Below are 15,353 nucleotides of genomic sequence, written 5' to 3'. Positions count from 1 at the left end.
AGAATGCGCATAATAAGGGATGCAGTGCACGGGCACATTCATGTGGAGAATGATGCCCTAAGGTTGCTGGACACACCCCAGATGCAGAGACTGCGGAGGGTGGCCCAGCTGGGCTTCTGCTCTCTTGTATATCCGGGTGCCAACCACACGAGGTTCGAGCACTCCCTTGGCACATACCACCTCGCGAGCGTGCTGTGCTCCCTCATGGGAGCATCCATCCCCCAAGATGAGCTCAGGACATTCAGGCTGGCAGCCCTGCTACACGATGTGGGACATCCCCCCATGTCTCACACGACAGAGCGAGTGCTGTGCACGTTCGATGGACTCATCCATACCAATATAGAACACATCATGAGGGCGACTGAGCTCGAGGAGATGCTCGGTGAGGTGGGTCTCTCCCTCGGTGAGGTGGGAAGGCTGGCGCGGGGCAACACAGAGCTTGGGAGGCTGCTGTCCAGCGAGATCGATGTCGACCGGATGGACTACTTGGTGAGGGATGCCCACTACACGGGCGTGGCTTATGGGCTGGTGGATGTGCAGCACCTGCTTCACCAGCTCACCCTCAAGGGGGGGAAGGCAGTGCTGCTCGAAGGGGGTGTGCACGCCGCCGAGTCTCTGCTCGTCTCGAGGTTTCTGATGTACCCGACGGTGTATCTCCACCACGTCTCGAGAATAGCAGAGTGCATGCTCGGGGCTGGAATCGAGTCATTGCTTTCCTCTGGGTGTGCAAAACCCTCTGCCATTCGGATGATGGATGACTGGGAGCTTTTTCAGTTACTCGCAAGCTCGGAGGACGAGCTGGCGTCCGAGATGGTGGCTCGCATAAAGGGTAGAAGGCTGTACAAGAGAGCCGTGTATGTGGGCATGGATGCCATTGAGTGCTCCTTAGAGCTTTTGGGCAGGAAGGATAGGCTGGCCACACAGATTGCACAGGAGGCGGGGGTGGAAAAGCACGAGGTGCTGGTGGACATTCCACCCATGCCAGAGATGGAGGAGATGAAGACGCTCGTGGAGTGTGGTGGTGAGCTTAAGAGGCTGGAGCAGGTGTCCGAGGTGGTGAGGGTGCTCGGTGCTGCCCATGCGAAAAGCTGGAGGCTGGGGGTGTTCTGCCCAGAGGAGCACGTGGAAAGGGTGGCAAGGGCAGCACGTAGCATACTTGGTATCTCTCAGACGAGCCAGTGCACGCTCGACATGGAGGCAGGACATGAGAAGAACGCTTGAGGGGAGGACTGTGGTGCTCGGAGTGTGCGGGAGCATCGCAGCGGTGAGGTGTGTGGACATCGCCCACGCACTGCGAAGGAGAGGGGCGAGGGTGGTTCCCGTGATGAGTGAGGCTGCCCGAAAAATCGTTCACCCACATGCCCTTCAGTATGCATGTGGGAACGATGTGATAACGGAGATCACGGGTGATGTGGAGCATGTACGCTGGTGCGGCATAGGAGGGGAGGCTGACGTGCTGCTGATTGCCCCTGCCACCTCGAACACCATATCAAAAATCGCCCATGGCATTGACGACACACCCGTGAGCACGTTTGCCACCACTGCCCTCGCCCACATGCCAGTCCTCATAGCTCCAGCGATGCACGAGTCCATGTATACCCACCCCTTCGTGAGAGAAAGTCTGGAAGCGCTGAAGGGGGTGGGAGTGGTCATCGTGGGTCCAAGGATGGAGGAGGGCAGGGCAAAGATAGCATCCACCGAGCACATCGTGCTCGAGGTGGAGAGGGCATGTGGCAGTGGAGAGCTCTCTGGCATGCGGGCAGTCGTGACTGCTGGCGCCACTGCCGAGCCATGGGATGCCGTGAGGGTGCTCACGAGCAGGGCGTCTGGCAGGACGGGAAGGGAGATAGCGCTCGAGCTCTACAGACGGGGGGCTGAGGTGGTGCTCGTGCACGCCGGCGAGATGCACTGTCCGGCACTCGAGCAGCGGAGCGTGCTCACGAGCAGGGACATGCTCGAGGCGTGCATCGAGGAGTGTGAGAAAGGGTGCGACATCTTCATCGCCTCGGCGGCCGTCTCGGACTACTCTCCAGTGCGGGTGGAGGGAAAGGTGCCCTCTGGAGTGAATGACATGAGCATGAAGCTCGAGCCAACGCCCAAGGTGCTGCGTGCCGTAAGGCGAGCGGCTCCAGATGCGCTGGTCGTGGGGTTCAAGGCAGAGGCGGGCGTGGACGATGCACAGCTCGAGCAGAGGGCAAGGGAGTTCATGGAGGAGAATGAATTGGCGATGGTGGTGGCCAACGACATCGCCAGGGGTGGCATGGGCACAGTCGATAACCGTGTGCTCATCGTTTCAGAGGGCACGAGGGTGAGGGTGGTGGAGGGGCAAAAGGACGAAATAGCGTATGAGATAGTGAATGAGATTGTGAGGATTCTGGGGGGCAGGAGAGGTGGAGCGAGACCATAAAAGGCTCGCCCTCATAGATGAATCTCCAGAATCTCGCCGAGGAGGGCGTGTACAGAGATGAGGCGTTAGACCTCGTGCGGGAGTTCAACTTGTTTCCCCGTGGTGGGGTATCTTCGAAGGCTTAAATAAAACATCCACAATCTTTTTAACCCCTCTCTCCCTGTGGGGATGTGCATGGAGGCTGTGCTGGGAATAGAGGATGGGACGGTGGTGCACGCCTCATCTGCTGGGGCGGAAGGGGTGGTGTGCGGTGAGCTGGTGTTCACCACACAGTACACAGGATACGAGGAGGCGCTAACTGACCCCTCATACAGAGGTCAGGTGCTCATGTTCACCTATCCTCTCATAGGCAACTACGGTGTTAGCAGGCGAAGGTTCCAGTCAGAGCATGTGCAGGTGGAGGCGATGGTGGTGCACGAGCTGTGCACTACACCGAGCCACTATCAATCGAGGATGAGCCTTGGCGAGCTATTCGAGCAGGAGGGAAAGATAGCGCTGTATGGGGTGGACACCCGTGCCCTCACCATCAAGCTTCGAAGTCGTGGCACACTGAGGTGCTGCATCCTTGCTGGCAGCAGCGATGGTGAAAGGGCAGTGGAGCTTGCAAGAGCACATCCGGACATATCTGATATAGACCTCGTCCCCAAGGTAACGTGTAGTGAGCCCTACCGTATAGAGGGCAAGGGTCCAAAGTTTGCGGTGCTCGACCTTGGTATAAAGCAGAGCATGCTCGACAACCTTGTAAAGCGGGGATGCTGTGTGGACGTGTTTCCATACGGCACGCGCGCGGATGAAATCATGGCACACAAGCCAGATGCCCTCCTGGTGTCCAATGGTCCTGGTGACCCAGCAAGGGCTGTGCACGCCATCGAGGTGGTGAGGGAGCTTGCTGGCACCCTGCCCATATATGGGATATGCTTTGGACACCAAATCATATCGCTGGCGCTTGGGGCAAGGACGTACAAGCTCAAGTTCGGGCACAGGGGCGCCAACCAGCCTGTGAAGGATGTGCGCACGGGCTCTGTGTACATCACATCCCAGAACCATGGCTTTGCGGTGGATGCGCACTCCGCAGAGGACACGGAGCTTGCCATCACCCACATAAACCTCAACGACGACACGGTGGAGGGGGTGGAGAGTCGCTATCTTCAGATAAGGGGCGTGCAGTTCCATCCAGAGGCGTGCCCTGGCCCCTACGATACAGAGGGGGCGTTCTTTGACGAGGTCGTGAAGGAGGTGGCGCGCTGATGCCGAGGCGAGAGGATGTGGACAGCGTGCTGCTCATAGGCTCGGGCCCCATCGTGATAGGTCAGGCTGCGGAGTTCGACTTTTCTGGAAGTCAGGCGTGCCGCTCGCTGCGTGAGGAGGGTGTGAGGGTGGTGCTGGTGAACTCCAACCCAGCCACCATAATGACTGACCCCGAGATGGCGGACGTGGTGTACATAGAGCCCTTGACTCCGGATACTGTGGAGCGCATCATAGCCAAGGAGAGACCAGATGGCATCATCGCAGGGCTCGGTGGGCAGACTGGGCTCAATATCACGGCAGCACTCGCCGAGCGGGGCGTGCTGGATAGGTACGATGTGAGGATGCTGGGCACGCCCCTCGATGCCATCCAGAGGAGCGAGGACAGGCAGCTGTTCAGGGACACCATGCAGTCCATAGGCGAGCCCGTGCCAAGGAGCAGGGCAGTGAGTTCTGTGGAGGAGGCGCTGGAGCTCGTGGACACCCTCGGATTTCCCCTAATCATCCGTCCAGCGTACACCCTCGGGGGAGCTGGGGGTGGCATCGCAAAGAACAGGCAGGAGCTGATTGACATCGTGGAGGGGGGGCTCAAGCGCTCCAGAATCCATCAGGTGCTCGTGGAGGAGAGCGTGCTCGGATGGAAGGAGTTCGAGTACGAGGTGATGCGGGATGCCAAGGACACGTGCATAACGGTGTGCAACATGGAGAACATCGACCCCATGGGCATACACACGGGAGATTCCATCGTGGTCACTCCCTCCCAGACGCTCACCGATGAGGAGCATCAGATGCTGCGAAGCGCAGCCCTCAAGATCATAAGGGCTCTGAAAATCGAGGGAGGGTGCAACATTCAGTTTGCCGTGAGGAATGGAGAGTATGCCGTCATCGAGGTGAACCCGAGAGTGTCGCGCTCGTCTGCGCTCGCATCCAAGGCCACGGGCTACCCGATAGCGAGGGTGAGCGCGAAGATTGCCATCGGGCTCACACTCGACGAGATTGTCAATGACGTGACCAAGAAGACCCCTGCCTCGTTCGAGCCCACGATAGACTACACCGTGGTCAAGATTCCAAGATGGCCCTTCGACAAGTTCACCACCGCGGACCACACGCTGACCACCTCGATGAAGAGCACGGGAGAGGTGATGGCGATAGGGCGCACGATAGAGGAGGCGCTCATGAAGGCTGTGCGCTCGCTGGACATCGGAAGGGAGCTTGGCGACTTTGACATCGATGCCGACGAGGTGAGGAAGCTGCTCATCACCCCCACGCACGAGAGGCTGTTCGCGATATACAGGGCTTTAGAGCTTGGCTACTCCGTGGAGGAGATAGCGAGGCTATCTGGCATCGACCCGTTCTTCATCCAGAAGATAGAGAACATCCGCAGGATGGATGAGCGCCTTAGGGGTGCAAAGAAGCTCACGAAGGAGCTGCTCAGAAAGGCGAAGCAGATGGGCTTCACCGATGAGCGCATCGCCCGTCTGGTTGGCATCTCCAGAGAGGAGGTGCATGCCCTTCGCACAACGTATGGCATCATTCCCACATACAAGATGGTGGACACGTGTGCCGCCGAGTTTGAGGCAGCCACCCCCTATTACTACTCTTCGTACGAGGACGAGTGCGAGAGTGCACCCTCGGACAGAAAGAAGGTGCTGATTTTGGGCTCGGGCCCCATTCGCATAGGTCAGGGAATCGAGTTCGACTACTGCACGGTGCACGCCGTGTCTGCCCTCAGGGAGGAGGGGATAGAGACCCACATCATAAACAACAACCCCGAGACGGTGTCCACGGACTACGACACCTCGGACAAGCTGTTCTTCGAGCCCCTCACCCTCGAGGACGTGATGAACGTCATCGAGAGGGAGAAGCCCTATGGCGTGATGGTGCAGTTCGGTGGGCAGACATCGGTGAACCTCGCGGTGCCCCTCGCAGAGGAGCTCTCTCGTCTCCCGCACATCCCCACCAGAATTCTCGGCACCTCCCCAGACAGCATAGACATGGCAGAGGACAGGAAGCGCTTCAATGCCCTCCTTGCCTCGCTGGGCATACCCCAGCCAGATGCTGGTATGGCGATGTCGAGGGAGGAGGCTCTTGCAGTGGCTGCCTCCATAGGCTACCCCGTGCTCGTGCGACCCTCTTACGTATTGGGTGGAAGGGCGATGGAGATCGTGTACGATGAGAGCGACCTCGAGCGTTACATCGACGAGGCAGTGAGGGTATCACCCAGACACCCCATTCTCATCGACAAGTTTCTCGCAGATGCGGTCGAGATAGATGTGGATGCGGTGTGCGATGGAAAGGACGTGCTCATCGGTGCCATCATGGAGCACATCGAGGAGGCGGGAATACACTCTGGAGACTCTGCGTGTGTGATTCCTCCCCAGACGCTGCCCCAGCATGTGGTGGACACGGTGAAGCGCTATGTGAGGGCAATAGCCCTTGCCCTCCGTGTTGTGGGCATCATTAACATCCAGATGGCATACAAGCCCGAGGAGGACAGGGTGTACGTCCTCGAGGCAAACCCGAGAAGCAGCCGCACCATTCCCTATGTGTCCAAGGCGGTGGGTGTGCCGCTCGCCAAGATAGCGGCAAAGGTGATGCTGGGACACACCCTCGAGGAGATGGGGCTCGTGGGAGATATAGAGGCAAGGTGCATCTCGGTAAAGGAGGTGGTGCTGCCCTTTGACAAGCTCCCAGGGGCAGACACCATCCTGAGCCCCGAGATGCGGAGCACGGGGGAGGTGATGGGTGTGGACTACGACTTCGGCATCGCCTTCTACAAGGCAGAGCTTGCGGCTGGCAACCCCCTGCCCCTCGAGGGCAGCGTGTTCCTCTCGGTGAGGGACGAGGACAAGCCAGAGGTGGTGGATGTGGCGAGGATGCTCAGCAAGGCAGGGCTGAAGCTGCTCGCCACCAAGGGCACGGCGCGCTATCTTAAGGAGAGGGGGCTCGAGGTCGAGGTGCTGGAGAAGGTGTCCGAGGGCAGTCCCAATGTGGTGGACATGATGCGGGAGGGCAAGGTACAGCTCGTGATTAACACGCCCACGAGCAAGCTTTCGAGAAAGGATGGCTATGAGATGAGAAGGGCTGCGGTGGATATGGACTTCCCATACATCACCACCATACAGGCCGCCAAGGCCGCTGCCAGAGCAATCCTCGCTGTAAAGCAAGGAAGATACTCGGTAGAGCCCATCACCAAGTACCATTCAGATGAGGGAGGCAAAAGCTTTTAGCCTGCCCGCATAATGCACTCTGCATGCTGGTCGAGCACATACCACCCCTTGGCGCAGGCTCCAACGTGTATCTCGTTGATGATGTGCTCATAGATGCGGGTATGGATGCCCAGCGTGTGCTGGAGCGTGTGCTGGAATATCTCGAGGGGCGCAGCACAGCGCTGAGGATGGTGGTGCTCACCCATGCTCATTTCGACCACACTGCAGCTGTTCAGGAGATTGTGGAACACACGGGTGCCCTCGTGGCCATGGGAGAGCACGATGCCCAGCACCTTGCCGACCCCACATACTCTGTGGCTGGCTGGTTTGGGGGCGTGCCCCCCCACATAACGCCAGACGTGGTGCTCTCAGAGGGAGATGAGGTACAGGCAGGAGATGCCGTTCTCGAGGTGCTCTCCACCCCGGGGCACACCCGGGGAAGCATATGCCTGCTTGAGCGGGAGAGTGCATCGCTCTTTTCTGGAGACACGGTGTATGCGGATGGCGGCTTTGGGAGGTGCGACCTTCCGGGCGGAAGCTGCCACGACCTCCTGCGCACTCTCGAGCGGCTCTCGAGGCTCGATGTGCGCAGGCTGTATCCCGGTCATGGAAGGAGTGTGGAGGAGCGGGCGTTCGAGCACATAAAGCTGGCATACCAGATTGCCCGCTCGGTGCTCAGATGAGGTTTGCATGCACGAGAGAGTGCCAGACCTCGTGAGTGGAAGCATCATGCGCAACCTGTGGAAGCTCGCGCTTCCCATGATGGTGGGCAACGTGCTCCAGACGATGTTCGGCATCGTGGACATGATATTCGTGGGCAGGCTGGGCCCAGAGGCAATCGCCGCCGTCTCCCTCTCGGGCAGTGTGCTGTTCGTCATCATGGCGGCCACCACTGGTGTGTCGGTGGGCACCACAGCAATGGTGTCGAGGGCGATAGGTGCAGGGGACAGACTAAAAGCGGACAGGGTGGCTGCACAGTCCGTGATGCTCGGTATTATCGTCTCTGGCGTTCTTGCGGTACTGGGTATGTTGAGCTCGAGACGGATACTCATGCTCATAGGGGCAAGGGGCGAGACGCTCGTGCTCGCACAGAGCTACCTCAACATCATGTTTTTGGGGATAGTCACGGTGATTCTGCTGTTTTTGGTGATGGGTATCATGCAGGGAGCGGGAGATGCCAAGACGCCCATGAAAATCATTGCCCTCTCCAATGTGCTCAACATGGGGCTCGACCCCGTGCTGATATTCGGGCTGCTGGGCGTTCCAGCCCTCGGGGTCGAGGGTGCTGCCCTTGCCACAGTGCTGTCGAGGGGTGTGTTTTTGCTCGTGGGGCTCTACATACTCGTGAGCGGAATGACGTATGTGGGTATCAGGCTCGATGGGCTCAGAATCGAGCTTTCCATCATGAGAAAAATCGTGGAGATAGGCATTCCCGCATCAGTGAACCTCATCATCAGAAGCAGTGCAGGTGTGCTGTTCATTACCATCGTGGCGATGTACGGCACCGTGGCCATCGCAACCTATGGCGTGGGAATGAGGATAGACTCCGTTGTGCTCATGCCTGTGTTCGGGCTCGCCTCAGCTTCCTCCACCCTCGTGGGACAGAACCTTGGAGCAAGACAGCCAGAGAGGGCAGAGGCGACTGCCATGAGTGCGGCAAAGATATGCGCCCTCATACTATGTGGAGTTGGTGCGCTGTTCTATGTGGTAGCCCCCCAGATCATCTCCGTGTTCACCACCAGCCCAGAGGTGATAGCCATGGGCACGGAGTATGTGAGGGTGGTCGTGTTTTCCTATGTGTTCATGGCGTATGGTATGGTGCTCGCCATGTCGCTGAATGGTGCCGGGGACACCACACCACCACTGGTGAGTACTGCCATAAGCCTCATTGTGTTCCAAGTTCCCCTTGCTCTTTTGCTTCCCAGGGTGGTTGGGGTAAAGGGGCTGTGGGTGTCCATCGTGGTGGCTGCGATGGTGCAGAGCGTGATAATGCTGTATGTGTTCAAGCGTGGAAGATGGAAACAAAAGCACATTTAGCTGCCCCAACAATAAAGTTTTATGTTGGAAATTGAAGTGTATATGGGGTCAATGAAATGATAACGAAGGACATGCGCATAGCAGAGGTGGTGGGCAAGTATCCAGACACCATGATGGTGTTTCTGCAGTATGGTCTGGGGTGCATAGGTTGCCAGATTGCCCGCTATGAGACCATAGAGGAGGGAGCCCTCGCCCATGGTCTGGACGTTGACCAGCTCGTTGCCGACCTGAACGCCGTGGTGGAAGAGGCAGAGAGGGAAGAGGAGGAAGCTGCAGAGTAGCTGAGATGGACGAAAGGGCGCTCGTTCCAGAGGACATCGAGAGAGGGCTCGATGTAGTCGATGACGTGCTGGTGTACACACAGGACACGCCACAGCTGAAAAAGCGCCTGCTCTACAGCTACAGGAGGTGCAACGGCTGCGGTGTGTGTGTGAAGGCGTGCCCCACCGAGGCGCTCGAGCTGGGACCAATCCCGGAGATAGCTACAGGGCTGGACGTGCCCCCAATCACGTGGAACATCGACAGGTGCACGTTCTGTGGGATGTGCGCTGCGCTTTGCCCCATCGGCGCCATCGAGATGCACACTTTGGACGAGGAGGGTGAGAGCAGCACTCAATCCCTCCTCGAGATGAATGTGCACATGAACGAGCGCTGCCTTCCCTGTCTTCTGTGTGAGAGGAGCTGTCCCAACGACGCCATAACCCTCTCCCTGAACATACCACGAAAAGAAGAGCTCGTATCCTTCGAGGAAGATGCCGAGGGCACCATCGAAATCGACAGAGAGAGGTGCACGCTGTGCGGGCTGTGTGCCCATTTCTGTGATGCCCTGTTGATGGTAGAGCGAGAGCCAGAGGTGAACACTCCATGTCCGTTCGAGGATGTGCTGGTGGATGAGGACAGGTGCGACTACTGCACGCTGTGTGCCCAGCTGTGCCCAGAGGATGCCATCAAGGTGGTGCGCACGAAGGGCTCAGAGGTCACGGTAGCGCCGCCCTCAATCGAGGGGAAGGTGGAGGTGGATGCCAAGCGGTGCACGAGGGCAGGGTGGTGCAGGGCGGTGTGTCCCTATGATGCGGTGGAGCTCACCCGGCCCTTCGAGGGTACGATAAGGCTGCTCAGGGGCCCTCTTCTTGAGTGCGACCCCGTTGGCTGCCATGCGTGCTTTAACGTGTGTCCCTCAGAGTGTTTCTATGTGAAGGCTCCAGAGGACACCGAGCACGGGGGCGTGGAGGGGATACGGATCGGCGTGAGGAGCGAGTACTGCATATACTGCGGGGCATGTGAGCATGCGTGCCCCCTCGATGGCATCGTGGTGGAAAGGAGCGAGGTACGCCATCGCACACTTCCTGAGGGGGCTTGGCATGAGCAGTGGAGTAGGGCAGTGGACGCCCTGAAGGGCGCATCCAGGGGAAGGCCAGAGCTGAAAAAGACCATAGACAGGGTGGTCTATACACCCCCAACACCAGACCATGGCATCGAGAGCGTGCCAGAAAAGCACCTCGATGAGGTGAGAGAGAGCATTCGTGTGCTGGAGGAGTGCCTGAGGGACCCGAAGATCAGAAGGCGAATGGAGGATGGAGATGCGTGAGGGCACGTGATGCCTATGCAAACATGCCCTCTGGATAGCTGGAGGGCGACGACCCGGACTTTACCTTTTCGATGGCCATTTCGAAGTCCCGGTGGGTCACATACTCTCTCTCCTGCCTGATGGCAAACATCCCTGCCTCGATGGCAATCATCCTGAGGTCTGCGCCGTTCGCGCCCTCTGTGAGCTTGGCGAGCCTCTCGAAGTTCACATCACCCGAGATATTCATGTTGCGGGTGTGAATTCTCAGTATCTCCGCCCTTGCCCCCTCATCTGGCATCGGAACCTCGATAATCCTGTCGAACCTGCCGGGTCTCAAGAGGGCCGGGTCGAGGATGTCCGGGCGGTTGGTGGCTGCAATCACCTTCACATCTCCCCTTGGCTCAAATCCATCGAGCTCTGCGAGCAGCTGCATGAGCGTCCTTTGCACCTCCCTGTCCCCCGTGGTGCTCTCATACCTCTTTGCTCCCACCGCATCCAGCTCGTCTATGAACACGATGGAGGGGGCGTTCTCCCTCGCCAGCTCGAACAGCTCCCTCACGAGTCTTGCGCCCTCGCCGATGTACTTCTGCACGAGCTCAGAGCCCACTATTCTCACGAACGTTGCCCTCGTGCTGTGGGCAACCGCCTTGGCGAGCAGCGTCTTTCCAGTGCCAGGTGGGCCATAGAGCAGCACGCCCTGCGGGGGCTCGATGCCCACCTTCTCGAACAGCTCGGGTCTTGTGAGCGGTAGCTCCACGGTCTCCCTGAGCTCGCGTATCTGCTCCTTCAGCCCACCAATCTGGGAGAAGTCCACGTTGGTGTCCTCTATCACCTCGCTGTGCCTGATGAGGGTGCTGTATGTGGATGGAAGCACCTCAACGATTGAGAGGTTCTGCTGGTTCATTGCCACGCGTGAGCCCACGTCCAGCCCATCGAGCCCTGAGGACACCCTCACGAGGAACGAGTTGCCATTGCTGATTTTCACCACTGCTCTCTCCTCGTCTATGATATCGCTCACAGTGCCCACCAGCAGGGGAGGCGTCTTGAGCTTTTCGAGCTCCCTCTTGAGCCGCTTTATCTCCTGCTCCTGCTTGAGCTTGATGCGCTCGCTCATCTGTATCTCGGTTTCCATCTGGTAGTTGAGGCTTCGCAGTGTGTCATTCTTGGACTCGAGCTGCCTCATCTTCTCGAGCAGGTATCTGGAGTACTCGTTTAGCTCCTCTGTCATCTCGTGCCTTGGTTCCTCCTTCTCATTCTGCTGCTGGTGGCGCGTGGGCGCATCCTCACTGCCAGCCATGGCACACCTCCTGCGAGCGCATACAAGCTCTCATCTCTATCTCTATATCAACGTTATAGATTTTGTGCTTCTTTATGTCTGTTCAGCACCTCTTTCACGAGTGATGGATAGGCCGTTAGACAGCATCTTCCCATGGGGTTGGCAATCCTGCACTCCCTGCCTGTGGCTAACCCCGTGGCCCTCCTAACATCCTCAAGCGTATTAGCACCATTCCTAACCGCATTCTCTACGTCCTTTAGCGTGACACCCTTGCAATAGCATAGTGGTATTGGGTGCTCTCTTTCCTTCAGTGTGACTCTGCTCTTCACGTGCTCCTTGAGCAGGCAAACTTCGTCATTGAAGTACACCACATCGCACTCAGGAGAGGGGCAGAAGTACATGTCGTCCCCCACCTCGTGCCAGTGCTCCTCCTTGGTGTGGACTATTACCGTTATCCTGTCTACAGGAATGCCTTGGCTTCCACAGTGCTTACACACCATCTCACTCGAGGGTGGGGTGCGTGTGCAGCACGAGTTCTCACTTTCATAGTCCGTGGTGCAGGTTCCTGCACTATCATCTGAACAGCATGAGCATCCACACATGTGGATGCATTTAGAGCACGAGGTATAAAAGTATTGAGCTTAGGGCGCTTTTCTGCGTATCGCCTCCACCACGCGCACGGTGTGTAGCGTCTCCATCACATCGTGTGTTCGTATGATGTCGGCACCCTTGTACGCCGCAATGGCGGTTGCCCCAAGGCTTCCATACAGCCTCTCCTGTGGAGGCACACCCAGCACCTCGCCTATGAACGACTTTCTGGACACTCCAATGAGCAGTGGAAAGCCCATCTGCTTGAAGTGCTCGAGCCCGTCCAGCAGCTCAAGGTCGTGGAGGGCACACCGCTGGGGTGTCCACCTTCCTATCGCTGGGTCGAGTATTATGCTCTCACTGTCCACCCCCAGCCGCTCTGCCCTCTCGAGCGTCCTTCTTGCACACTCAAGGCTGTGGGCAAGCCCGAGCCCATCTCCCCTTCGCACGCACGATGCCATGAGCACGATGGGGCACTCATAGTCGTTTACCACACGGGCGAGTGCTGAATCGCACGTGAGCCCGCTAACGTCGTTGACGATGTGGGCGCCAAGAGAGAGCGCCTTTTCCGCCACCTTGGCGTACTGTGTGTCCACGGATATGAGCACTTCCTCATCCCCATCCAGAGCGCTCATCGCCTCCTCCACCCTCTCGAGTTCCTCTCTCACCGAGATGTGGGGGGCGTTGGGTGCGGTTGAGCGAGCGCCCACATCCACGATGTCCGCCCCCTGCTCCATCATGCGCTCTATCGTATCCGAGATGCGGGATGGAGGACAGTAGGAACCCTCATAGAAGGACTCACTGCTGAGGTTTATCACACCCATGATGGCACATCTGCCATCCCTCCTCAGCACGTCTTTTGCACGCATGTCCTATTTCCTTGAGAGTGCAGCCTTCAGGGTGTGGGACATGAGCACTGCTATGGTGATGGGTCCCACGCCCCCTGGCACTGGAGATATGAGCCCTGCCACATCCACGACCTCTGAGAACTCCACATCCCCGTACACCCTGTCTTCTATCCACGTGATGCCCACATCGAACACCACTGCCCCCTTCTTTACCATGTCGCCCCTGATGAGCCCCTTGACTCCAGTTGCCACCACGAGGATGTCCGCCTGCCTCGTGTGGTGGGAAAGGTCGTGGGTGTACACATGGCACACGCTCAACGTGGCGTTTCTGTTCAGCAGCATCGCCGCGGTGGGCTTGCCCACTATGTTGCTGTGCCCCACCACCACTGCATGCCTGCCCTGCACCTCGATGCCATACCGCTCCAGAGCTATCATGATGCCCTTCGGGGTGCAGGGTACCAACCCGCTCTCATCGCCCTGCATGAGCCTTCCCATATTGGAGGGATGAAAGCCATCCACATCCTTGGCAGGCGAGACTGCCCTCATCACCTTGAGGGGGTCTATGTGGCGCGGAAGGGGCATCTGCACGAGGATGCCGTCCACCTCATCGTCCTCGTTGAGCTCTGCTATCAGGGAGAGCAGCTCCCCCTCACTCGTGTCCTCTGGCAGCTTATGGTCTATCGAGCGGATGCCCACCCTCTTGCATGCCCAGTGTTTGAGCTTCACGTACAGCTTGGAGGGAGGGTGCTCCCCCACGAGGATGGTGGCAAGCGCTGGCTCCACACCCTCATCCTTGAGCACGCTGACCTTTTCCTTGACCTCCCCCTCTATCTCGGAGGCAATCCTTCTACCGTCGATAACCTTGTCCTCGTATCCCTTGTAGAGTTCCGAGATGTCCTGCATGTGCCACCTCACCAGATGGGGTATCTGGCACACATCTCCCGCACGCCCTCCAGTATGGATAGCTTCTCTTCTTTCGAGGGCTTGCCCCTGAGCACGTGCTCGACCCACTCTGCTATCTGGTCCATCTCTGCGGTGCCAAAGCCCCTCGTGGTTATGGCGGGCGTGCCAAGCCTGATTCCACTCGCGATGAACGGCTTTCTCGTCTCGAAGGGGATGGTGTTCTTGTTGAGTATGATGCCCACCTCTGAGAGCCTCTCCTCTGCCTCCTTGCCCGTGATGCCGATGCTGTTCAGGTCAACGAGCATCAGATGGTTGTCCGTACCCCCCGATACGAGGTCAAAGCCCCCCTGTATGAGCCCCTGTGCGAGCCGCTTGGCGTTGTCGAGAATGCGTCTCTGGTACTCGGCAAACTCCGGGGAGAGAGCCTCCTTGAGGGCCACCGCCTTTGCGGCAATCACATGCATGAGGGGGCCGCCCTGTATCCCGGGAAATAGCGCCTTGTCCAGCAGCTTGGCATACTCCTCTCTGCACATCACCATGCCCCCCCTTGGACCCCTGAGCGTCTTGTGGGTGGTGGTGCTCACGAAGTCGGCGTGAGGTATGGGGCTGTTGTGCAGCCCCACGGCCACCATCCCCGCGATGTGGGCGATGTCTGCGAGCAGGTATGCCCCCACGTCCTCTGCAATCTCAGCAAATGCCTTGAAGTCGATCTCCCTTGGGTACGAGCTTGCGCCACACACAATCATCTGGGGTCTGTGCTCTCTTGCGAGAGCCTCGACCTCGGCATAGTCAATCCTCTCGGTGTCCCTGCTCACACCATAGCTCACCACGTTGTACAGCTTGCCAGAAAAGCTGATTGGGCTGCCATGGGACAGGTGCCCACCATGAGAGAGGTCCATGCTGAGTATCGTGTCCCCGGGCTTTAGCACTGCAAAGTATACCGCCATGTTTGCCTGCGAGCCCGAGTGGGGCTGTACGTTCACGTGCTCTGCACCAAACAGCTTCTTTGCCCTCTCGATTGCGAGCTCCTCAGCCTCATCAACCCACTCACACCCGCCATAGTATCTGCGATGCGGGTACCCCTCGGCATACTTATTGGTCATGATGCAGCCCTGTGCCTCTCTCACTGCGGGCGAAGCATAGTTCTCAGATGCGATGAGGTTGATCTTGTACTGCTGGCGCTCCCACTCTCTCTCCAGTATGCGCTCTATCTCTGGGTCAACCTCTCTGATGTGATTACCGATACCATGAGTATTTGTCAAACCCTCACCTC

13 protein-coding genes are annotated in these 15,353 nt (G+C 58.3%); 8 read left to right on the top strand and 5 right to left on the bottom strand.

The genetic code is table 11. The features are described from left to right. Positions 1-3: 3 nt before the first annotated feature. The 8 genes from BP07_RS02295 (at position 4) to BP07_RS02260 (ending at position 10,486) form a co-directional block, all read left to right on the top strand. Positions 4-1,221: an HD domain-containing protein gene (locus tag BP07_RS02295; RefSeq protein ID WP_042685154.1), complete on the top strand. Its 1,218-nt coding sequence runs from the start codon at positions 4-6 to the stop codon at positions 1,219-1,221. Then, positions 1,205-2,407 carry a bifunctional phosphopantothenoylcysteine decarboxylase/phosphopantothenate--cysteine ligase CoaBC gene (coaBC, locus tag BP07_RS02290; RefSeq protein ID WP_042685150.1) on the top strand — a complete coding sequence of 401 codons (1,203 nt, stop codon included), beginning with the start codon at positions 1,205-1,207 and terminating at the stop codon, positions 2,405-2,407. Before BP07_RS02295 ends, coaBC begins: the two co-directional genes overlap by 17 nt. 174 nt (positions 2,408-2,581) lie before the next feature. After that, positions 2,582-3,655 (top strand): glutamine-hydrolyzing carbamoyl-phosphate synthase small subunit, encoded by a 1,074-nt coding sequence (gene carA, locus BP07_RS02285; protein WP_042685147.1) that lies wholly within the window; start codon positions 2,582-2,584, stop codon positions 3,653-3,655. After that, positions 3,655-6,882 (top strand): carbamoyl-phosphate synthase large subunit, encoded by a 3,228-nt coding sequence (gene carB / locus BP07_RS02280; protein WP_042685145.1) that lies wholly within the window; start codon positions 3,655-3,657, stop codon positions 6,880-6,882. Before carA ends, carB begins: the two co-directional genes overlap by 1 nt. Positions 6,883-6,905: 23 nt before the next feature. Next, positions 6,906-7,544, top strand: coding sequence for an MBL fold metallo-hydrolase (locus BP07_RS02275; RefSeq protein WP_042685144.1), 639 nt, complete (start codon positions 6,906-6,908; stop codon positions 7,542-7,544). A gap of 7 nt (positions 7,545-7,551) precedes the next feature. Next, a complete protein-coding gene (locus BP07_RS02270; protein ID WP_042685143.1) occupies positions 7,552-8,898 on the top strand; it encodes an MATE family efflux transporter in 1,347 nt (448 codons plus the stop codon). A 56-nt stretch (positions 8,899-8,954) separates the two neighbouring features. Next, the gene (locus tag BP07_RS02265; RefSeq protein WP_042685140.1) at positions 8,955-9,179 is read left to right on the top strand and encodes a DUF1858 domain-containing protein; all 225 of its coding nucleotides are present in this window, start codon (positions 8,955-8,957) and stop codon (positions 9,177-9,179) included. Positions 9,180-9,184: 5 nt separating this feature from the next. After that, on the top strand, positions 9,185-10,486 hold the full coding sequence (locus BP07_RS02260; RefSeq protein WP_042685138.1) for a 4Fe-4S binding protein: 1,302 nt from the start codon (positions 9,185-9,187) through the stop codon (positions 10,484-10,486). Between the two features lie 13 nt (positions 10,487-10,499). Here BP07_RS02260 and BP07_RS02255 read toward each other — a convergent pair whose 3' ends face one another. Genes BP07_RS02255 through BP07_RS02235 form a run of 5 tightly spaced genes read right to left on the bottom strand, consistent with a single transcriptional unit; the run spans position 10,500 to position 15,342 of the window. Further along, the gene (locus BP07_RS02255; RefSeq protein WP_276624404.1) at positions 10,500-11,762 is read right to left on the bottom strand and encodes a proteasome-activating nucleotidase; all 1,263 of its coding nucleotides are present in this window, start codon (positions 11,760-11,762) and stop codon (positions 10,500-10,502) included. 53 nt (positions 11,763-11,815) lie between these two features. Beyond that, positions 11,816-12,343, bottom strand: coding sequence for a (2Fe-2S)-binding protein (locus tag BP07_RS02250; RefSeq protein ID WP_042685135.1), 528 nt, complete (start codon positions 12,341-12,343; stop codon positions 11,816-11,818). A gap of 39 nt (positions 12,344-12,382) precedes the next feature. Beyond that, positions 12,383-13,198, bottom strand: coding sequence for a dihydropteroate synthase (gene folP / locus BP07_RS02245; RefSeq protein ID WP_052353167.1), 816 nt, complete (start codon positions 13,196-13,198; stop codon positions 12,383-12,385). A 3-nt stretch (positions 13,199-13,201) separates the two neighbouring features. Beyond that, positions 13,202-14,080 (bottom strand): bifunctional 5,10-methylenetetrahydrofolate dehydrogenase/5,10-methenyltetrahydrofolate cyclohydrolase, encoded by an 879-nt coding sequence (locus BP07_RS02240; RefSeq protein WP_042685132.1) that lies wholly within the window; start codon positions 14,078-14,080, stop codon positions 13,202-13,204. A gap of 8 nt (positions 14,081-14,088) precedes the next feature. Beyond that, entirely contained in the window at positions 14,089-15,342 is a 1,254-nt protein-coding gene (locus BP07_RS02235) for a serine hydroxymethyltransferase (protein WP_276624399.1), read from the bottom strand. Between the last annotated feature and the right edge of the window lie 11 nt (positions 15,343-15,353).

This window comes from Methermicoccus shengliensis DSM 18856 (assembly GCF_000711905.1).
Lineage (GTDB): Archaea > Halobacteriota > Methanosarcinia > DSM-18856 > Methermicoccaceae > Methermicoccus > Methermicoccus shengliensis.
This window is presented reverse-complemented; position numbering and strand designations above follow the sequence as displayed.